Annotated in this window: 15 protein-coding genes; 3 read left to right on the forward strand and 12 right to left on the reverse strand. The window is 73.2% G+C overall.

Features of this window, described 5'->3' with window-relative positions:
• Positions 1–7: 7 nt before the first annotated feature.
• The 7 genes from ACIBK9_RS36435 to ACIBK9_RS36465 all read right to left on the reverse strand — a co-directional run bounded on the left by ACIBK9_RS36435 (position 8) and on the right by ACIBK9_RS36465 (position 10,779).
• Entirely contained in the window at positions 8–1,702 is a 1,695-nt protein-coding gene (locus ACIBK9_RS36435; RefSeq protein WP_397163243.1) for an ABC transporter family substrate-binding protein, read from the reverse strand.
• 19 nt (positions 1,703–1,721) lie between these two features.
• Positions 1,722–3,752, reverse strand: a complete 2,031-nt coding sequence (locus tag ACIBK9_RS36440; protein ID WP_397163245.1) for a dipeptide ABC transporter ATP-binding protein — start codon at positions 3,750–3,752, stop codon at positions 1,722–1,724.
• Positions 3,749–4,648 carry an ABC transporter permease gene (locus ACIBK9_RS36445; RefSeq protein WP_397163246.1) on the reverse strand — a complete coding sequence of 300 codons (900 nt, stop codon included), beginning with the start codon at positions 4,646–4,648 and terminating at the stop codon, positions 3,749–3,751. Before ACIBK9_RS36445 ends, ACIBK9_RS36440 begins: the two co-directional genes overlap by 4 nt.
• Complete coding sequence (locus ACIBK9_RS36450; protein ID WP_358284224.1) at positions 4,648–5,631, reverse strand: ABC transporter permease; 984 nt, start codon at positions 5,629–5,631, stop codon at positions 4,648–4,650. The genes ACIBK9_RS36445 and ACIBK9_RS36450 overlap by 1 nt, the downstream gene beginning before the upstream one ends.
• A gap of 83 nt (positions 5,632–5,714) precedes the next feature.
• Positions 5,715–8,063 (reverse strand): AAA family ATPase, encoded by a 2,349-nt coding sequence (locus tag ACIBK9_RS36455; protein ID WP_397163247.1) that lies wholly within the window; start codon positions 8,061–8,063, stop codon positions 5,715–5,717.
• A 64-nt stretch (positions 8,064–8,127) separates the two neighbouring features.
• Entirely contained in the window at positions 8,128–9,024 is an 897-nt protein-coding gene (locus tag ACIBK9_RS36460) for a haloalkane dehalogenase (RefSeq protein ID WP_397163249.1), read from the reverse strand.
• A 15-nt stretch (positions 9,025–9,039) separates the two neighbouring features.
• On the reverse strand, positions 9,040–10,779 hold the full coding sequence (locus tag ACIBK9_RS36465) for a hypothetical protein (protein ID WP_397163251.1): 1,740 nt from the start codon (positions 10,777–10,779) through the stop codon (positions 9,040–9,042).
• 246 nt (positions 10,780–11,025) lie between these two features.
• On the opposite strand from ACIBK9_RS36465, the gene ACIBK9_RS36470 reads away from it, so the two are divergent.
• Together ACIBK9_RS36470 and ACIBK9_RS36475 are read left to right on the forward strand one after the other, a co-directional pair.
• Complete coding sequence (locus tag ACIBK9_RS36470; protein ID WP_358284233.1) at positions 11,026–12,555, forward strand: MFS transporter; 1,530 nt, start codon at positions 11,026–11,028, stop codon at positions 12,553–12,555.
• 35 nt (positions 12,556–12,590) lie between these two features.
• Positions 12,591–13,370 carry a DoxX family membrane protein gene (locus ACIBK9_RS36475; protein ID WP_397163253.1) on the forward strand — a complete coding sequence of 260 codons (780 nt, stop codon included), beginning with the start codon at positions 12,591–12,593 and terminating at the stop codon, positions 13,368–13,370.
• Here the strand turns inward: ACIBK9_RS36475 and ACIBK9_RS36480 are convergent.
• Entirely contained in the window at positions 13,356–14,294 is a 939-nt protein-coding gene (locus ACIBK9_RS36480) for a DMT family transporter (RefSeq protein ID WP_397163254.1), read from the reverse strand. The genes ACIBK9_RS36475 and ACIBK9_RS36480 overlap by 15 nt on opposite strands.
• Positions 14,295–14,332: 38 nt before the next feature.
• Complete coding sequence (gene sthA, locus ACIBK9_RS36485; protein WP_358284239.1) at positions 14,333–15,736, reverse strand: Si-specific NAD(P)(+) transhydrogenase; 1,404 nt, start codon at positions 15,734–15,736, stop codon at positions 14,333–14,335.
• Between the two features lie 59 nt (positions 15,737–15,795).
• On the opposite strand from sthA, the gene ACIBK9_RS36490 reads away from it, so the two are divergent.
• A complete protein-coding gene (locus ACIBK9_RS36490; RefSeq protein WP_397163256.1) occupies positions 15,796–16,611 on the forward strand; it encodes a PhzF family phenazine biosynthesis protein in 816 nt (271 codons plus the stop codon).
• Here the strand turns inward: ACIBK9_RS36490 and ACIBK9_RS36495 are convergent.
• From ACIBK9_RS36495 to ACIBK9_RS36505, 3 genes are read right to left on the reverse strand one after another with little or no spacing between them, the layout of a single operon-like run.
• Positions 16,589–17,422 (reverse strand): biotin-dependent carboxyltransferase family protein, encoded by an 834-nt coding sequence (locus tag ACIBK9_RS36495; protein WP_397163258.1) that lies wholly within the window; start codon positions 17,420–17,422, stop codon positions 16,589–16,591. The genes ACIBK9_RS36490 and ACIBK9_RS36495 overlap by 23 nt on opposite strands.
• Entirely contained in the window at positions 17,419–18,036 is a 618-nt protein-coding gene (locus tag ACIBK9_RS36500; RefSeq protein ID WP_397163260.1) for an allophanate hydrolase subunit 1, read from the reverse strand. Before ACIBK9_RS36500 ends, ACIBK9_RS36495 begins: the two co-directional genes overlap by 4 nt.
• Positions 18,033–18,788 carry a LamB/YcsF family protein gene (locus ACIBK9_RS36505; RefSeq protein WP_387663619.1) on the reverse strand — a complete coding sequence of 252 codons (756 nt, stop codon included), beginning with the start codon at positions 18,786–18,788 and terminating at the stop codon, positions 18,033–18,035. The genes ACIBK9_RS36500 and ACIBK9_RS36505 overlap by 4 nt, the downstream gene beginning before the upstream one ends.
• Between the last annotated feature and the right edge of the window lie 10 nt (positions 18,789–18,798).

The following is an 18,798-nucleotide window of genomic DNA, read 5'->3' on the forward strand; positions in this document are numbered from 1 at the left end:
ACGCCGGTCAGCCGGTGAAGCCGATGTCCTCGTAGCGCAGGTCGTAGAAGCCGCGCGCGCCGACGTTGGCCAGCGTCTGCTTGGCCGCCACGTTCTGCGGACGCTGGTAGAGCGGCAGGACGTTGACCAGCTTCCAGATCAGCCCGTCGGCCTCGTTCGTCTGGGTGCGGGCGCCGGCCGGGTCGAGGTTCTGGGCCGCCTTGTCCATGGCCTGGTCGATCTCCGGCGAGCCGGTACGGCCGAAGTTGGCGTTCCACGTCTTGCCGTTCGCCGAGTTCGCGTAGATCCCGTAGCTGCTCGAAATCGGATAAGGCGTCCCGATGTAGGCGAAGGGCGTGATGTCGAAGTTGCCGGGGATGACGTACTTGGTGAAGAAGTCGTCGCTCGGCACCGCCTTGATGGTGAGCTTGACCCCGATCTGGGCCAGCATGTTCTGGGCCAGCTCACCCTCGGACTTGCTGAGCTGCACCCCGGACGGCACCACGAACCGCAGGTCGAGCGGCTGCCCGTTCTTCTGCCTGACGGCCCCGTTCAGCTTCCAGCCGGCCGCGTCGAGCATTTGCTTGGCGCGTTCGGGGTTGTAGACGCCGAGACTTCCGGCGTTGTCCAGGTAGCCCTCCTGGGTGTTCATGAAGAAGTGGTTGTTCAGCAGCGCGATCGGCCAGTCGAGCCCCTGCAGGTCGGACTGCGCGATGGCCTGCCGGTTGATGCCGAGCTGGATGGCCTGGCGCACGTTCACGTCCTTGAGCGGCTCGCTCGACCCGTTGAAGGTGAAGTGCCGGAAGTCGGGCCCGGCGGCCTGGCGCACCTGGGCGCCCTGCGTGGCCCTGGCCCGCGCGTAGTCGGGCGCCGACGGCCCGACGTCGATGAGGTCGAGCTCCCCGTTGCTGAACGCGCCGATCAGTGAGTCCTGCTCCGAGGCCCGGTAGATGATCTGGTCGAGCTTGGCCCGGTTGCCCCACCAGGCGTCGTCGCGGACGATCGTGATCGTCTTGGCCGTCTGGTCGAAGCCCTTGAACTTGAACGGCCCGGCGGTCACCGGGATCTTGTTCAGCCACGCGGTGTTGAAGGCCTGCGGCGTCCGGTTCGTGGCGGCCGGCAGCAGCGGCCCGAACAGCGACTGCCAGTCGCCGAACGGCTTGGCGAAGGTGACCTTCACCTCGTGGTCGTCCTTGCCCCGCTCGACCTTCTCGATGTCCTGGTAGCCGGTGGCCGAGACGATGTGGAACTCGGGGTTGCGGCCGTTGAGCGCCTGCCACTGGGCCTGGTAGTCGGCCCAGGTGATCGGCTGCCCGTCCGACCACTTGGCCTTGGGGTTGAGCGTGTAGGTGACCACCTGCTTCGGGCTCTGGTCGGTGACCTTGGCGTCGAGTACGTAGTCGGGATCGACGGTGATCTCCGCCTTCTCGTCGGAGACGAACGGCGAGGGCAGCAACGCGTTGCTGATCACGGCCGCCACCGCCAGGTTGCCGTCGACGTGGTTCCGGTTCCACTGGCTGGGGAACTCGTTGATGCCCCAGCGCAGCGTGCCGCCGTCCTTGACCTTGTCGCGCGGCTGCGGGTTGATGTCGAAGGCCTTGATGGTCTTGTGCGCGCCTTCCGTGCCGCTCGCCGAGCCGCCCCCCGAGCCGCCGCCGCCACAGCTCACCAGCGACAGCGAGCCGGTCACGGCGACGGCCACGACAAGACGTGAAGCTTTCATCGAGCGCATTCCTCCTGATCTAGACGACGTCGAGCCTCTCGGCGTAATGGCAGGCCGCGCCCTGGTCGTCGCCCACCGGCAGCACCTCGGGCTCGACGTCCACGCAGAGCGCGCGCTCGTCGTGGGTGAGCACCGAGCGGAACTTCGGGCAGCGGGTGCGGAAGCGGCAGCCGGTCGGAGGGTGGGCCGGGCTGGGCAGGTCGCCTTCGAGCAGGATGCGCTCGCGTACGCGCTCACGCGCCGGGTCGGGCAGCGGGATCGCCGACAGCAGAGCCTGCGTGTACGGATGCGCCGGAGCCCCGTAGACCGCGTCTACCTGCCCGATCTCGGCGATCCTGCCCAAATACATGACCGCCACCCGGTCGGCGATGTACCGCACCACCGCCAGGTCGTGCGCGACGAACAGGTACGACAGCCCGAGCCTGGACCGCAGCGAGCCGAGCAGGTTGATGATCCCGGCCTGGATCGACACGTCGAGCGCGGAGACCGGCTCGTCCAGCACCAGCAGCCTGGGCTCCAGCGCCAGCGCCCTGGCGATGCCGATGCGCTGGCGCTGGCCGCCGGAGAAGTCCTGGGGGTAGCGGGCGGCGTGCGCCCGGTCGAGGCCCACCAGCGCGAGCAGCTCGCCCACCCGCCGGCCCGGCCGGCGCTCGCCGTGGGTGCGCAGCGGCTCGGCCAGGATGTCGTAGACCGTCATGCGCGGGTCGAGCGAGGCCATCGGGTCCTGGAAGACGACCTGCATGTCCCGCCGGATCGCGGTGCGCCCGGCGCCGTCCAGCCGGGCGGTGTCGCGGCCGAGCACGACCACGCGCCCCTCCTGCGGCGGGACCAGCTCCAGGATCTGGGTGAGCGTGGTGGTCTTGCCGCTGCCCGACTCGCCGACCAGGCCCAGCGTCTCGCCCCGGCGGATGTCGAAGCTGACGCCCGCCACCGCGTGCACCGTGCCGACCCTGCGCTTGAACAGCGCCCCCTTGAGCAGCGGGTAGTCCTTGACCAGGCCGTCGACCTCCAGCACCGGCTGCTCGGCGCGGACCGCGGGGGCGACGGGCTCCCCGGCCGCGTGGCGGCCCGGGCCCTGAGGGCGGACGATCTCCCAGCGGATGCACGCCGCCCGGTGGCCCGTCGCCACCTCGAACAGCGGCGGCTCGGCCTCGTCGCACTCGTGGATCTTCAGTGGGCAGCGCGGCGCGAACGGGCAGCCCGGCGGCAGCGCTGCGGGGGAGGGCGGATTCCCGGCGATCGGCAGCAGCGGCTGACGGCCGCCGCGGTCGACCCGCGGGATCGAGGCCAGCAACCCCGCCGTGTACGGCATGCGCATCCGGTAGTAGATGTCGTCGACGTCGCCCACCTCGACCGGGCGCCCGGCGTACATGACCAGGACCCGGTCGGCGAAGCCGGCCACCACGCCAAGGTCGTGCGTGATCATGATGATCGCCGCGCCGGTCTTCCGCTGGGCCTTCTTCAGCACCTCCAGCACCTGCGCCTGGATGGTCACGTCGAGCGCGGTGGTGGGCTCGTCGCAGATGATCACGTCGGGGTCGTTGGCGATGGCCATCGCGATCATCACGCGCTGCCGCATGCCGCCGGAGAACTCGTGCGGGAAGGCGAGCGCCCGCTCGCTCGGCGACGGGATGCCGACCAGCTCCAGCAGCTCGACGGCCTTGACCGCGGCGTTCTCCTTGCTCACCCGCTGGTGGACGCGGACGGCCTCGGCGATCTGGTCGCCCACCCGGTAGACGGGCGTGAGCGCCGACAGCGGGTCCTGGAACACCATCGACACGGTCTTGCCGCGGAAGCGGGTCAGCTCCCGCTCGGAGGCGCCGATCAGCTCCTTGCCGTGCAGCCGCACCGACCCGGTGACCCGGGCGCTCGGCGGCAGCAGGCCCATGACCGCGGCCGAGGTGACCGACTTGCCCGACCCGGACTCGCCCACGATGCCCAGCACCTCGCCCGGGCTCACCGAGTAGGTGACCCCGCGCACCGCGCGCACGTCGCCGAAGGACACGTGCAGGTCGCTGACCTCCAGGACGGGGTTCGCCGCCGGCCTCATCGCCGCGCCGCCGGGTCGAAGGCGTCGCGCAGCGCGTCGCCCATGAGGTTGACCGCCAGCACGGTGACCACCAGCAGCCCGGCCACGAACCAGAACGTCCAGGGCGCGTAGACCGCCGTGCGCGAGCCGTCGGCGATCAGCGTGCCGAAGGACACGTCGGGCGGCTGGATGCCGAACCCGAAGTACGACAGCGAGGTCTCGGTCAGGATGGCCGCGCTGACGTTGAGCGTGGCGTCGACGATGAGCAGCGAGGACAGGTTGGGGATCACGTGCCGGAAGATGATCCGCACCGGCGGCACCCCCATGAAACGGGCGGCCTGGATGTACTCGCGCTCCTTCAGCGAGATCGTCATCCCCCGGACGATCTTCGACGTCACCATCCACAGGAACAGCGCCAGCATGACCACGAACAGCACCCACTGCCCGGCCCCGAACAGCGGCGACATGATCGCCAGGATGAGGAACGCGGGCAGCACGAGCAGCAGGTCGGTCACCCAGCTCAGCGCCCGGTCGGTCCAGCCCAGGAAGTAGCCGGAGAAGGCGCCCACCACGGCCGCCACCGCCGTGGACACCAGCGCCGCCAGCAGGCCCACGATCAGCGACTTCTGCATGCCGCGCAGCGTCACCGCGTAGACGTCGGCGCCCGTCTGGAGCGTTCCGAACCAGTGCCGCGGCGAGGGCGGCTGCAGGAACGCCGTGAAGTCCTTGTCGGCGTAGGACCACGGGCTGAACAGCGGCCCGGCGAACGCCAGCAGGAACATCAGCGCCAGCACCGCGAACCCGATCAGCCCCTGCGGTGAGCGGAAGAACCGCCCGGCCACCACCCGCAGCCGCGACGGCGCCCGGCCCAGGTCGCCGGTCAGCTCCTCCGCCAGCTCCTCGTCGGAGAGCGTCATCACGCCCGCACCCTGGGGTCGAGCGCGGCGTGCAGCAGGTCGGAGGCGAGCGCGGCGCACAACACGGCCACCGCGGCCAGGAAGGAGATCGCCGCCACGGTGTTGACGTCGTTGGTGAAGATCGAGTTGATCAGCTGCTCGCCCAGCCCGTGCCAGCCGAAGATCTTCTCGGTGAAGGTGGCCCCGGTCAGCAGGGTGCCGAACGTGAAGGCGAAGTAGGTGGCCACCGGGATCAGCGCGGTGCGCAGCGCGTGGCGGGTCAGCGCCCGGCCCCTGCTCAGCCCCTTGGCCCTGGCCGTGCGGACGAAGTCGGCGCCGAGCACGTCGAGCATCATGTTGCGCTGGTAGCGGCTGAAGACCGCGACCAGGCCGACGGACAGCGAGATCGTCGGCAGGATCAGGTGTTGCACCCGGTCGAGCACGTAGCCCCAGAACCCGGTCTGCAGGCCGGCGCTGTACTCGCCGCTGACCAGCAGCACCTGGCGGCCGAAGAGGTTGTCGTTGGCCCAGGCGCCGGCCAGGATCAGCATGTTGGCCAGCACCACGACCGGCACCGCGAGCACGACGAACGACAGGCCCGTGGAGAGCCGGTCGAACCAGCCGTACTGCCGCACCGCCGCGTACGCGCCCACCAGCACCCCCAGCAGGCTCCCGAACAGCAGCCCCAGGATGACCAGCCGGAACGTGACCCCCATCCGCCGCCGAAGGTCCTCGTTCACGGGCGAGCCGGTGACGGTCTTGCCGAAGTCGCCGTGCAGCACGCCCGCGGCCCAGGTGGCGTAGCGCTGCAGCAGCGGGGTCTTGTCGTTGAGGTTGAGCGCGGTGAGCTGGGCGTCGACGACGGCGGGCGGCGGTTTCGGGGTGCGGTCGGCGTAGTTGGAACGCGGGTCGAGCGCCCCGGCGGCCAGCAGGTACGCCAGACTCGCGGCCACGCCGACCAGCACCACGTAGTTGAGCAGCCTGCGGGCCAGGAACCCCGCCATCGTCCCCCTCCCGGACGCGCACGATAGGTAGTCATACTGCTACACGCAGCAGCATCGTGGCGCGGGGAAATGCCAAAGAGGGGTTAACGTCCGGAAAGTTCGTCCACGGCGGTGCGCACGTCGTCGCTGGTGATCGTCGTGAGGTCGGCGGCGCTGGCCGACCCGCCGCCCGACGCGTGGGCGGCCAGGCGCACGTCACGGCGCATCGCGGCCCGTTCGAACAACGAGCGGGCGAAGCGGCCGTTGCCCAGGCCGTCGATCAGCCGTTCCTCGCACACCCAGGCGAACACCTCGTCGAGGTCGCGCAGGGCCTGCTCGTCGAAGCTGTCGCCGGCCTTGCCGGCCAGCAGCACCGCGATCTGCGACAGCTCGCGCGGCGAGTAGCTGGGGAAGGCCACGCGCTGGTTGAACCGGCTGGCCAGGCCCGGGTTGGTGGCCAGGAAGGAGTCCATCTCGCGCGAGTAGCCGGCCAGCACGATGACCAGCCGGTCGCGGTCGTCCTCGGCCCGTTTGAGCAGCGTCTGGACGGCCTCGGAGCCGAAGGCGTCGCCGCCCGCGTAACCGGGGTTGACCAGGCTGTAGGCCTCGTCGATGAACAGCACGCCGCCGAGCGCCCGGTCGACCAGCTCGTTGGTCTTGATCGCGGTCGCGCCGAGGTGCTGGCCGACCAGGTCGGCCCGGTGGGCCTCGACGACGTCGGGCCTGGCCAGCAGGCCGAGCGCGGCGAAGACGCGGCCGAGCACCCGCGCGACGGTGGTCTTGCCGGTGCCGGGCGGCCCGGCGAAGACGAAGTGCCGCATCTGGGGCGGCGTGGGCAGCCCGCGCTCCTGCCGCATGCGGGCCACCTGGAGCTGGGCGGCGATGGCGTGCACCTGCCGCTTGACCGGCTCAAGACCGGCCATCGCGTCGAGGTCGGCCAGCGCCTCCTCCAGCGTGGGCGTGGCCACGTAGCCGCGGAAGCGGGCGGTCAGCTCCTCGAACGCCTTGGTCACGTCGGGCGTGGTGGTGGTCACCAGGTCGTGGGTGGTCGGGGTGCCGCCGGCGCCCACCACGCGCACGTCTCTGGCCTGCGCGGCGGCCTCGACCAGGCTGCGCACGAAGCGGGCGTTGCCCAGCTCGTCGACCAGGCCGCGCCGCTGGACGTCCTCGTAGAGGCCGAGCAGGGCGCGCCTGGCGTCGGGGGCCATCGTGTCGCCCCTGCGCCGCTGGAGCACCTCGGTGATCTCGGCCAGCTCGGGGGCGGAGTAGCTGGGGAAGCGCACCCGGGTGGCGAACCTGCTGGCCAGGCCCGGGTTGCTGGACAGGAACGAGGCCATCTCCTGCTCGTAGCCGGCCAGGATGATGATCAGGCGCTCGCGGTCGTCCTCGGCCCGTTTGAGCAGGGTCTGGACGGCCTCGGCGCCGAACCTGTCGGGCTGGCCGTCGGAGGAGTTGACCAGGCTGTAGGCCTCGTCGACGAACAGCACGCCGCCGAGCGCCCGGTCGACCAGCTCGTTGGTCTTGATCGCGGTCGCGCCGAGGAACTCGCCCACCAGGTCGGCCCGCTGCGCCTCGACCACGTAAGGGGTCTCCAGCAGGCCGAACGCGTAGAAGATCTTGGCCAGCGCGCGGGCCACGCTGGTCTTGCCGGTGCCCGGCGGGCCGACGAAGACGAAGTGCCTGGTCGGGCGTTCGGCGGTGTAGCCGGCCTCGGCCCGCAGCCGGGTGGCCTCGATGGAGGCGGCGATCGAGCGGACCTGCTCCTTGACCGGCGCCAGCCCGATCATGCCCTCCAGCTCGGCCAGCGCCTCCTCGACGGAGATCTGCGGCGGCGCGCCCGCCTTGTCGGCCTGCGGCTCGGGCCGGCCCTCGCGGGCGCGCACGCGCACCTGCTGCTCCTCGGCGGACAGCTCGGCCTTGGCCCGCCGCGCCTGGAGGAACCGGTGGACCAGCACGACGACGGCCGCCAGGCAGGCGCCCCAGAGCGCGACGGCGGCCGACACGAAGGAGAGCCCGAAGGCCAGCACCCCGGCCGGCACGAGCGCGGCCAGCGTGGTCACCCACGGCGTGACCCAGCGGATGAGGTGGGCGGCGGCGGCCACGGGCAGGGCCAGCGCGACCATCGCGTGCAGCGCCATGGAGCCCGGGGGGAAGCGCCAGGAGAACAGCGGCAGCGCCAGCACCACCCAGCCGGCCACGACCAGCGCGGTCGCGGCGGCCCGCGGGAAGCGCATGGTCAGCGCCACGAAGGCGAGCGCCATCAGGACGAGGGGGAACGTCTTCAGCAGATCCCAGCCGAGCGCCGCGCCCACGCCCATGACGACGATGAGCAGGACGGCGTAGAGCACCCGGCGCACGGCGGGGGGAATCTGGAAATAACGCAGTCTCACCTGCTCGAACAGATCCCGCGCCGCGGCCCGCCCCGCGGCCTGGGCCCTGTCGGACTCACGCATCACGCCTCCCCGGTCCGCCCCCGGTTATACCGCACCCGACCGACGATTGGGCGGGCCTGACACGCTAGGTGGAGGTCACGAAAAGGGCGATCCGCCGTCCGAGTTCGGTGCCGGCGTCCTCCTGGAGGAAGTGGCCGGCGCCGGCGATCACCGGATGGGACAGCCCGGCCGTGCCCGCGACGGCCTTGAGCATGATGGGCGCCATGCCGCCGGTGATGGGGTCGCCGTCGGAGAAGGCCACCAGGAACGGGCGGTCGAGCGTGGTGAGGATCTGCCAGGCAGCGCGGTTGGCGGGCGCGGCGGGGTCGTCGGGCGTGATCGGCACGAGCCCGGGCAGGGCACGCGGGCCCGCTTTGTACGACTCGTCCGGGAACGGCGCGTCGTAGGCCGCCCGCACCTCGTCGCTGAGGCGCGTCCGGCAGCCCGCCTGGACCAGCCGGGCGATGTCCAGCGTGGGGGCGCCGGCGACGGTGTCCCTGAAGCGGTGCCAGACGTCGGGCATGGGAATGTCACCCGAGGGCAACCCCGTGTTGGCGGCCACGATCCTGGCCACGCGCTCGGGGTGCTCGGCGGCGATCCGAAGCCCGATCAGGCCGCCCCAGTCCTGGCCGACGACGGTGACGCGGTCCAGGGCCAGCGCGTCGAACAGCAGCGCGCGGGTCCACTCGACGTGCCTGGCGTAGGTGTGGTCGGCGGGGTCCACGGGTTTGTCCGAGCGGCCGAAGCCGATCAGGTCGGGGGCGATCGCGCGCAGCCCGGCCGCGGCCAGCTCGCGCATGACGTGGCGGTAGAGGAAGGACCAGCTCGGCTCGCCGTGCAGCAGGACGACCGGCTCGCCGTCCGCGGGGCCGGCCTCGACGTAGGCCATGCGCGGGCCGTCCGGCAGGTCGGCGTGGCGGGGCTCGTAGGGGAAGTCGGGCAGGTTCGCGAAACGCTCTTCGGGGGTGCGCAGGATCCGCATAGAACAAAACTCTATTCACCGTCGCTGGTGCCTGCCGGGGAACTCGCCGACGAGCACCTGCTTGGGGGTGACGCGCAGCACGTCCGGACCGGCCAGGGCGATGCCGCGCACCTCCACCCAGAACCGCCGCTGCAACGGGTCGGCCGCGAACACCGCGACGCGCGGGTCGGCCGCCACGCCCTCCCACGCCTCGGGCCCGGCGATCAGCCGCAGCTCGCCGGAGGAGGTGACGGACCCGGCCGCGCCCACGACCCGGGGGCCCGCGGGGTCGCCGTAGGACAGGACGAGGCTCCTGGCGTAGGAGAACGCCTGGCGTGCCTCCGAGGTCAGGACCACCGAGGGCGCGCCGCCCATGGGCAGGTCGCACATGACGAGCGAGGCCCGCCAGGGCCCCGGCGCGCCGCGCCACCACGCGCGCAGGGCGCGGGCCGCGAACACCGTCATCGCCGCGGCGAGCGCGCCCACCCCCGCCCGCCAGCCCCAGGCCGACCCCAGCGCGCCGCCGACGGCGCAGCCCAGGGCGGCGAGCGCCACCAGCCCGCCCGCCGCCAGCAGCCAGCCGTCGCCCCCGCGGCGGGCCCGCAGCCAGGCCCGCACCATCGGGAACGGCACCGCCACCGCCGCCACCGCGGCCCGCGGCTCGACCGCCAGCGCCCCGCCGACCAGCGGCACCAGCACCGACCAGGTCCTGATGAGGACGATCCACAACGTCACGCCGGCGTTCCTGGCCGCCGTGCGCTCGCCCGTGACGCGGGCCAGCTCGGCCAGCGCGGGCATCGGCCGCCCCCGCCACGACTCCGCCAGCACCCGGACGACCGTCAGCGCCGGCCACATCAGCACCACGATCCCGGCCAGCCCCGCCCAGACCGGATCCCGCCAGGACGGCGCCGCGTGCGCCGCGCCCAGCAGCAGCCACCCCGCGAACGCCGGCACCGACAACCCGGCCGACACCACGGCCGCGCCCAGCCAGGGATCGCGCCCGGCCATGGCCGGCACGTACGCCCAGACCCCCACCCGCCGCGCCTGCCGGACCGTCAGCGGCACCAGCGCGGCCAGCGCGGCGAACCCGCACCACCGGGCCCATCCCGCGGAGTCGAGGGCCAGCGCGGCCGCCGTGACGGCGATCGTGGCCAGGGTGAGCAGCAGCCGGGCCTGGCGCGCCCACACCTCCAGCGCCCGCCTGGCCCGTCCCGTCTGGCGCGGGTCGACCGGCCAGGCGGGATCGTGGTGCGGGCGCGGACGGTCCCAGCGCAGCAGGCACAGGGCCAGGTTCACGCGGGCCTGCGGATGGGCCGGAGCCGTGGCGAGCGCGGCGCGGTAGGCCCGCCCGGCCCGCGGATGGTCGCCGCGCAGCAGCGCCAGGTCGCCGAGCAGGACCTCGGGGTCGGCCTCCTCGGGGGCGAACCGCGCGGCCAGCACGGCGTCGGCGACCGCCGCGGGCCAGCGGCCGGGGATCCGGCGGGAGATCGCGGCCAGGCGCAGGCGGGCCGACCAGGAGCCGGGCGCGAGGTCCACCGCGCGTTCTGCCGGGGGGAGGGCGTCGGCGTCGCGGCCCTGGCGCTCGTGGGCCAGGCTGATGAGGCGGCAGGCCCATTCGTCGCCGGGGTCGAGGTCGGCCGCCCGGCGCGCGGCCTCCAGCGCCGATTCGGGACGGCCCGCGTTCAGCCTGGTCAGGGCCTCGGTGCACCACTCGCGTGAGGACTTATCGGAAATATCATCTTTACCGGCACTTCCAGCGTTCCCCACGGCTCCCATGATCGGGTGACGGATGGAGGTTGGGTAGATCCGGACATATGGCTGTATCTCACTAGAGAGGTGGGGGGCCTCGCGGATCGGCCCATACCGCTATGCCGAGCGCCTGGCATGGCCTAAGCTGCCACGCAAGCCGGAGTGGAGAGCCGCGGCAGGAGAGGGCGCGAGACCGCCCCCCGTGAGTTCCCCCGCTTTCGACCGTTCTGCACGTGCAGGCCCTGGTGACCGGATCGGCCTGCAAGGAGGCCCATGACCGTCACCCAGGCCGCACCCCTCGTACGGCGTGCCGATCGCCCGCGACGGGACAACCGCTGGGCCGTCCTCGTGCTGCTCTGCCTGAGCCTGCTGCTGATCACGGTCGACGCCACCGTCCTGCACATCGCGGTGCCCGCGCTCACGGCCGCGCTCGAACCGTCCTCCGTCGAGCTGCTGTGGATCATCGACAGCTACTCGCTCGTCGTCGCGCCGCTGCTCATCGTGTTCGGCACGCTCGGCGACCGCTACGGCCGCAAGCGGCTGGTCCTGGGCGGTTTCGTGCTGTTCGGCGTGGCCTCGGCGGGAGCGGCGTTCGCGCCCACGCCGCTGACCCTGATCCTGGCCAGGGCGCTGCTCGGCGTCGGCGGCGCCATGATCATGCCGGCCACGCTCTCGCTGATCCGCCAGGTGTTCACCGACCGGCGCGAGCGGGCCGTCGCGCTCGGCGTCTGGAGCGCGGTCGCCGCGGCAGGGGCGGCGGTGGGCCCGCTGATCGGCGGCGTGCTGGTCGGCCTCTGGTGGGGCGCGGTCTTCCTGATCAACGTGCCGATCCTGCTGGTGCTGCTGCCGCTGGCCGTCCGGCTGCTGCCGGAGTCGCCGCTGCGCAGGGAACGTCCTTGGGACGCGACGAGCGCCGTGTTGTCGGTGCTCGGCCTGCTCGCCCTGGCCTTCGGGCTGAAGGAGGCCGGGTCGGGGACCCTGCTGCCGTTCTGGGCCTCGGTGCTGGTCTTCCTCGGCGGCGCGGGGCTGCTGGTCGCGTTCGTCCGCCGCCAGTCCCGTCTGCCGGCGCCGCTGCTGGAGCTGGCCCTGTTCCGGCGGCGGGAGTTCACCACCGGCGTGGCCGGCGTGCTGCTGGGCGTGTTCGCGCTGGTCGGGCTCCAGCTCATGCTGGCCCAGTACCTGCAGCTCGTGCTGGGCGACAGCCCGGTGCGCGCGGCGGTCAGGATGTTGCCGCTGGTGCTGTCGGCCGTCACCGGCGGGCTCGCGGCGGCCCACATCCTGCCCAGGATCGGCATGCGCGCCACGATGAGCGGCGGGCTCGGGCTCGTCGCGCTGGCCCTGACGCCCACGCTGGGCTGGGGCGTCGAGGGCCATCCGGTGATGCTGGCGGTCTGCTTCGTGGGCATCGGGTTCGGCGTGCAGGTGGCGCTGCTGGCCGCCTCCGACACGATCATGTCCTCGGTGCCCGAGTCCCGGGCCGGCGGGGCCGCGGCCATCGAGGAGACCGCGTACGAGCTGGGCGCGGGCCTCGGCGTCGCCGTGCTGGGCACGATCACCACGCTCGCCTACGCGCCCGCCCTGCCCGCCGTGCCCGGCGTGTCGGCGGGCGGCATGGACCAGGCCAGGCAGTCGCTGGCCGGCGCCGCCCACGTCGCCCGCGAGATCGGCGGCAGCACCGGCGACGCGCTGCTCGACGCCGCACGCTGGGCCTTCGTCAACGCCCTGCACACGACCGTGGTGGTCAGCGTCGTCCTGCTCGGCCTGACCGCCGTCGCGGTGGCCATGCTGCTCAGCCGTGATTGAGGTGTGCCGTGCCCCGGACAGGGCAGACAAATATCGTGAAACAGGCCCTGCGTGATGTCGCCGCCTTAGTCGCCCGCGTCGGCGTGGGCGGCATCTTCTTCGCCAACGGCTGGACCAAGCTGGAGGACGGGCTCACCGCCACCGGCGCGAAGTTCCTCCAGCAGGGCGCGCCCGCTCCTGGCGCGTGGGCCACGGTCACCATGCTCACCGAGCTGATCGGCGGAGCGCTGCTGATCGCCGGGCTGGGGGTCGCCGTCACCGGGCTGATCCTGTTCGCCGAGGCGCTGGGCGTCTTCCTGGTGGCCCCGCCGCTCAACCCCATCAGCATGAACGAGCTGATCCTGCTCGGGGCGGCCGCCATCCTGCTCGCCGTCGTGGGCGCCGGACGGCTGTCGGTCGACCACATGGTGGTGATCCGCAGGCGGGAGACGGAGGCGGCCAACGAGTTCGCCGCCGACGCCGAGGCCGACCGGGTCATCGCCTCCCTGCGCGACGCCGACGCACCGGCCCGCCAGTCGAGACCGGCCGAGGATGCCGATCCGCCCGCCCGTCAGTCGAAGCCGGCCGAGGACGCCGTCCCGCCCGCCCGCCGGTCGAGACCGGCCGAGGACGCCGTCCCCGAGGAGGCCGGTCAGCAGGCCGGGGACGCGCCCTCGCCCATGACCGACACCATGCCGCACCCCCGGACCCGCACGCGCCCCGCCGGCCCGCCGGCCACCGAGGAACCCGCGCCGGCCCCCGTGCCCGGCGACACGCTGGTGGCGGGCCGCAAGAAGCCCGCGCCCCGCGGACGCCGTCCCTCAGCGGACGGCTGAGCGCGCGGGCACGCGCAGCGCGCCCTGGGTGAGCGCGATGGCCAGCAGGATGACCAGCGCGCCCACCGGCTGGTTCCAGGTGATCGTCTCGTCGAGCAGCAGCACGCCGGAGGCCACCGCGAACACCGGCAGCAGGTACGTCACCGTCGAGGTCGTCGTCACGCCCGCCTGGGCCTGGACCCGGTACAGCAGCAGGTAGGCCACGCCCGTGCCGAGGCCGCCGAGGCCCAGCAGGCTCCACCAGACCTCGGCGGGCGCCGCGGTGTCCACCAGCGGCACGCCCGCCACCAGCGTGATCACCGCGAGCTGGGCCGCGCCGGTCAGAAGCTGCCCCGCGGCCAGCACCACCGGCGGCTCGGACCGCCGCCCGGTGATGAAGCGCCCCATGTACGCCCCGCCGACCCCGTAGCACAGCGCCGCCCCGAAGCAGGCCAGGCTGCCGCCGAGCTGCCCGCCCGCCATGGGCTGCCACACCCCGAGCACCACCATGACGCCGGCGAACCCGAGACCGAGCCCGGCCGCCCGCGCGGCGGTCGCCCGCTCGGCGCGCAGCACCAGCGTGAAGGCCAGGGTGCACAGCGGCGTGGTGGCGTTCCAGATCGCGGCGACGACGGAGGAGACGTACTGCTCGCCGTAGGCGAACAGGGTGAAGGGCAGCGTGGTGAGCACGACGGAGGCGATCTGGAAGTGCCCCCACAGCCGCGGGTCGCGGGGGAGCGGCCGCCTGGTCACCGCGAGCGCGACCAGCAGGGTCGCCGCGCCGACCGCCATGCGGCCGAACGACACCTGCAGCGGGTGCAGCGCGCCGACGGCGATCTTGATGAAGAAGAAACTGTTGCCCCAGATGGCGGCCAGCAGCAGGAACGCGGGCAGCCACCTCCCCGTGGCCTCGCTGCGCACGTACGCCTCCTGTAGATGAACCATCGAGGAGCGTAGCGGTCACAACCGACAATTGGGAGAAGTCACATGTCGGCGGTGAGCCGGGCCACCACCCGCATCTTGTTCATCGCGTCCAGCGCCGCCACCTTGTACGACTCCGCCAGCGTCGGATAGTTGAACACCGCGTTGACCAGGTAGTCGACGGTCCCGCCGCAGCCCATCACGGTCTGGCCGATGTGCACCAGCTCGGTGGCCCCCGTGCCGAACACGTGCACGCCGAGCAGCCGCCGGTCCTCCGAGGAGACCAGCAGCTTGAGCATCCCGTACGAGTCGCCGATGATCTGCCCCCTGGCCAGCTCCCGGTAGCGCGAGATGCCCACCTCGAACGGGATCCGGTCGCGGGTCAGCTCGTCCTCCGACCTCCCGACGAAGCTGATCTCGGGGATCGTGTAGATGCCGATGGGCGGCAGCTCCCGCAGCTCCGCCACGGGTTCGCCGCAGGCGTGCTGGGCGGCCACCCGGCCCTGCTCCATCGAGGTGGCGGCCAGCGCCGGGAAGCCGATCACGTCGCCGACCGCGTAGATGTGCGGCACGGCCGTGGCGTAGTGCTCGTCCACCCGGATCCGGCCGCGGTCGTCGGCGGCCAGCCCGGCGGCCTCCAGGTTCAGCTCGGCCGTCCTGCCCTGGCGTCCGGCCGAGTACATGACGCAGTCGGCGGGGATGCGCTTGCCGCTCTCCAGCAGGGTCAGCGCGCCGCGCGGGCGGCGTTCGACGGCGGCGACGTGCTCGCCGAAGCGGAAGGTCACCGCCAGGTCGCGCAGGTGGTACTTGAGCGCCTCGACGATCTCCAGGTCGCAGAACTCCAGCATGCGCTCGCGCCGTTCGACCACGGTCACCTTGGTGCCGAGGGCGGCGAACATGGAGGCGTACTCGATGCCGATGACCCCGGCGCCGACCACGACCATGGTCTCGGGCACCCGGTCCAGGTGCAGGATCGCGTCGGAGTCGATGACCGTGCGCTCGTCGAACTGCACGCTGTCCGGGCGGGCGGGGGAGGTGCCGGTGGCGATCACGATCCGGTCGGCGGTGACCTTGCGCTCCTCGTCGCCGCTGATCCCGATGGTGTGCGGGTCGAGGAACCGTCCGGTGCCGGGCAGGACCGTGACGTGGTTGCGGCCGAGCTGGCTGCGGATCACCTGGATCTCGCGGCCGATCACGTGCTGGGTGCGCATCCCGAGGTCGGCGACCGTGATCTCGTCCTTGACGCGGTAGCTGGCGCCGTACAGCTCCCGCTGGTTGAGGCCGGTGAGGTAGAGGACCGCCTCGCGCAGCGTCTTGGACGGGATCGTGCCGGTGTTGATGCAGACGCCGCCGATCATGTTCCGTTTCTCGACCATGGCGACGCGCCGGCCCAGCTTCGCCGCCGCGATGGCGGCCTTCTGCCCGCCGGGACCGGAGCCGAGCACCAGCACGTCGTAGTCCGCCACATCGCCCAGTGTGAGCGCGCGGGGTTACCGGCGGAAGACCCGTCGGCCAGACTGCGCGTATGCAACGTGCATTCCGTCAGGTCGACGTGTTCACCTCCGTCCCTTATCGCGGCAACCCGCTCGCGGTCGTGCTCGACGGCCAAGGGCTGGACACCGAGGAGATGCGGCGCTTCGCCGCCTGGACGAACCTGTCCGAGACGACGTTCGTGCTGCCCCCGACCGTGCCCGGGGCCGACTACCGGGTCCGGATCTTCACCGGGGGCGGCGAGCTGCCCTTCGCCGGGCATCCCACGCTCGGCACCTGCCACGCCTGGCTGGAGAGCGGCGGCCGGCCGCGGGACGCGGCGGAGATCGTCCAGGAGTGCGACGCCGGGCTGATCCGGGTGCGCAGGACCGCGGACGGGCTCGCCTTCGCCGCGCCCGAGCTGCTGCGGTCCGGGCCGGTCGAGGAGGAGCTGGCCGAGCGGCTGGCCGAGACCCTGCGCATCGGACGCGAGCGCATGCTGGCCGTCGAATGGGCCGACAACGGGCCCGGCTGGGTGGTCGTCCTGCTCGCCGCCGCCGAGGAGGTGCTGGAGCTGCGGCCGGGCGCGATCGAGCACATGGTCGGCGTGGCGGGGCCCTGCCCGGAGGGCTCGCCGTACGCCTACGAGGTGCGCGTCTTCGCCCCCGACGTCGAGGATCCGGTGACCGGCAGCCTGCACGCGTCCCTGGCGCAGTTCCTGCTGCGCACGGGGCGGGCGAAGGCGCCGTACACGGCGGGGCAGGGGACCGTGCTCGGCCGCGCCGGGCGTGTGCGGATCACCGCCGACGATCGTGACGTGTGGGTCGGCGGGTCGGTCGTCACCTGCGTCAGCGGCCAGGTCGCGTTGTGAAGCGCACCTCGTCGCCGGGCCGCAGCTGCGCGGCGACCGGCAGGTCGGCCTGCCGCACCACCGCGATCACCGGGTAGCCGCCCGTGGGCGGGTGGTCGGCGAGGAACACGATCGGCTGCCCGCTCGGCGGCACCTGCACCGCGCCGGTGACCATGCCCTCGCTCGGCAGCTCGCCCTGCCTGGCCCGCGTCAGCCCGGGCCCGCGCAGCCGCACCCCGACGCGGTTGCTGTCCTGGCTCACCTCGTACGGCCCCCCGCACAGCGCCTCCAGCGCCCCAGGGACGAACCAGTCGTCCCGCGGCCCGGCGAGCACCCGCAGCACGGCGGGTGCGGGCCCCGGCGGCGGCGCCAGGTCCACCGAGATCTCCCCGGCGGCGGACCCGCCCACCGGCAGCAGCGTCCCGGCCCGCAACGGCTCGGGGCCGAGCCCCGACAGCGAGTCGGTGGACCGGCTGCCCAGCACCGGCTCGACCGCGATCCCGCCGCGCACCGCCACGTACGTGCGCAGCCCCCACTCCGGCGCACCCAGCCGCAGCTCGCCCCCCGGCGGCACCCAGAACGGCGCCCCCATCCGCGCCTCCGCCGGCGCGCCGGTCAGCGCCGCCCAAGCGCCCTCGTGGAACCGCAGCCGCGCCAGCCCGAACGTCACCTCGACGCCCGCCGCGTCCTCGCGGTTGCCCACGAGCCGGTTGGCCAGCCGCAGGCTCGGCGCGTCGGCCGCCCCCGAGCGCGGGACGCCCAGATGGGCCAGGCCCGGCCGCCCCAGATCCTGGACGGTCGCGTAAGGGCCGGGCGCGATCACCTCGATCATGCGCGCTCGAACCGCACGCGCATCCCCGGCCGGAACAACGACGGCGGCTCGGCCGTCACGTCCCACACCCGGGTCGCCGTGCGCCCCAGCAGCCGCCACCCGCCGGGCGAGGCCGTCGGGTAGACCGCCGAGTACGGCCCCGCGACCGCCACCGAGCCGGCCGGCACCGACGTGCGCGGCGTGTCCAGCCGGGGCAGCTCCAGCACGGGGTCGAGCCCGGTCAGATAGGCGAACCCCGGGGCGAACCCCAGCCACCCGACCACCAGCTCGCGCCCGGTGTGCCGGGCGACCACCTCCTCGGCCGAGATCCCGGCCAGCGCCGCGACGGAATCGAGATCGGCCCCGTCATAGACGACGGGAATCGTCACCATCGGCCCGGCCGGCGCGTCCGCCCCGGCCGCTGCCTCGCGCGCCGATCCCGTCAAGGCCGTCAGCCTGGCCCGCAACCGCTCCCGGTCGGCGCCCGGCGCCACCACCAGCACGGTCTCCGGCCCCGGCACGACCTCCACGACCCCCTCGGGCCGCTCGGCCCGCAGCGCCGCGTCGAGCCGGTGGGAGGCCGCCAGCGACCCGGTCTCGACGAGCAGCGCGTGCTCTCCCGCCGGACGGATCACGCGAACGCCTGCAGGACCACTCCGGCCGCCAGCAGGTCGTTGCGCACGGCACGGGCCAGCCCGACGGCGTCAGGGGTGTCTCCGTGGACGCACAGCGACCGGGCGGAGACGGACACCGGGCTGCCGTCCACGGCCGTCACAGAGCCCTCCAGGGCCATCCGGCGGGCCCGCGCGGTCACCGCCGCCGCGTCGTGGATCACCGCCCCCGCCTCGCGCCGCGGCACCAGCGCCCCCGCCGCCGTGTACGCCCGGTCGGCGAACGCCTCGCTCACCGTCGGGACGCCCGCCGCCGCGGCCACCTCGTGCACGACCGAGACCGGCAGCGTCAGCACCGGCAGCGTCGGGTCGTAGTCGGCGACCGCGTCGATCACCGCCGCCGCCTGCACCTCGTCGCGGCAGACCCGGTTGTACAGGGCGCCGTGCGGCTTGACGTAGGAGACCCGGCCGCCCATCGCCCTGGCGATGCCGTCGACGGCCGCGAGCTGGTAGAGCACCTCGGCGCACAGCTCCTCGGGCTCGACCTCCATCTCCCTGCGGCCGAAGTGGGCCAGGTCGCGGTAGGACACCTGGGCGCCGATCGACACGCCGCGGTCGACGGCCGCGGCGCACGTGCGCCTGATCGTCACCGGGTCGCCCGCGTGGAAGCCGCAGGCGACGTTGGCGCTGGTGACGATGTCGAGCAGCGCGAGGTCGTCGCCGAGCCGCCAGATGCCGAAACCCTCACCGAGGTCGGCGTTGAGGTCGATCACCATCCCACCATCA

The sequence above is a fragment of the Nonomuraea sp. NPDC050227 genome (assembly GCF_044459705.1).
GTDB lineage: Bacteria > Actinomycetota > Actinomycetes > Streptosporangiales > Streptosporangiaceae > Nonomuraea.

Coding starts and splice junctions, on each gene's coding strand:
- ACIBK9_RS36435 (WP_397163243.1), bottom strand. CDS start 1,702: ATGAAAGCTTCACGTCTTGTCGTGGCCGTCGCCGTGACCGGCTCGCTG.
- ACIBK9_RS36440 (WP_397163245.1), bottom strand. CDS start 3,752: ATGAGGCCGGCGGCGAACCCCGTCCTGGAGGTCAGCGACCTGCACGTG.
- ACIBK9_RS36445 (WP_397163246.1), bottom strand. CDS start 4,648: ATGACGCTCTCCGACGAGGAGCTGGCGGAGGAGCTGACCGGCGACCTG.
- ACIBK9_RS36450 (WP_358284224.1), bottom strand. CDS start 5,631: ATGGCGGGGTTCCTGGCCCGCAGGCTGCTCAACTACGTGGTGCTGGTC.
- ACIBK9_RS36455 (WP_397163247.1), bottom strand. CDS start 8,063: ATGCGTGAGTCCGACAGGGCCCAGGCCGCGGGGCGGGCCGCGGCGCGG.
- ACIBK9_RS36460 (WP_397163249.1), bottom strand. CDS start 9,024: ATGCGGATCCTGCGCACCCCCGAAGAGCGTTTCGCGAACCTGCCCGAC.
- ACIBK9_RS36465 (WP_397163251.1), bottom strand. CDS start 10,779: ATGGGAGCCGTGGGGAACGCTGGAAGTGCCGGTAAAGATGATATTTCC.
- ACIBK9_RS36470 (WP_358284233.1), top strand. CDS start 11,026: ATGACCGTCACCCAGGCCGCACCCCTCGTACGGCGTGCCGATCGCCCG.
- ACIBK9_RS36480 (WP_397163254.1), bottom strand. CDS start 14,294: ATGGTTCATCTACAGGAGGCGTACGTGCGCAGCGAGGCCACGGGGAGG.
- ACIBK9_RS36490 (WP_397163256.1), top strand. CDS start 15,796: ATGCAACGTGCATTCCGTCAGGTCGACGTGTTCACCTCCGTCCCTTAT.
- ACIBK9_RS36495 (WP_397163258.1), bottom strand. CDS start 17,422: ATGATCGAGGTGATCGCGCCCGGCCCTTACGCGACCGTCCAGGATCTG.
- ACIBK9_RS36505 (WP_387663619.1), bottom strand. CDS start 18,788: ATGGTGATCGACCTCAACGCCGACCTCGGTGAGGGTTTCGGCATCTGG.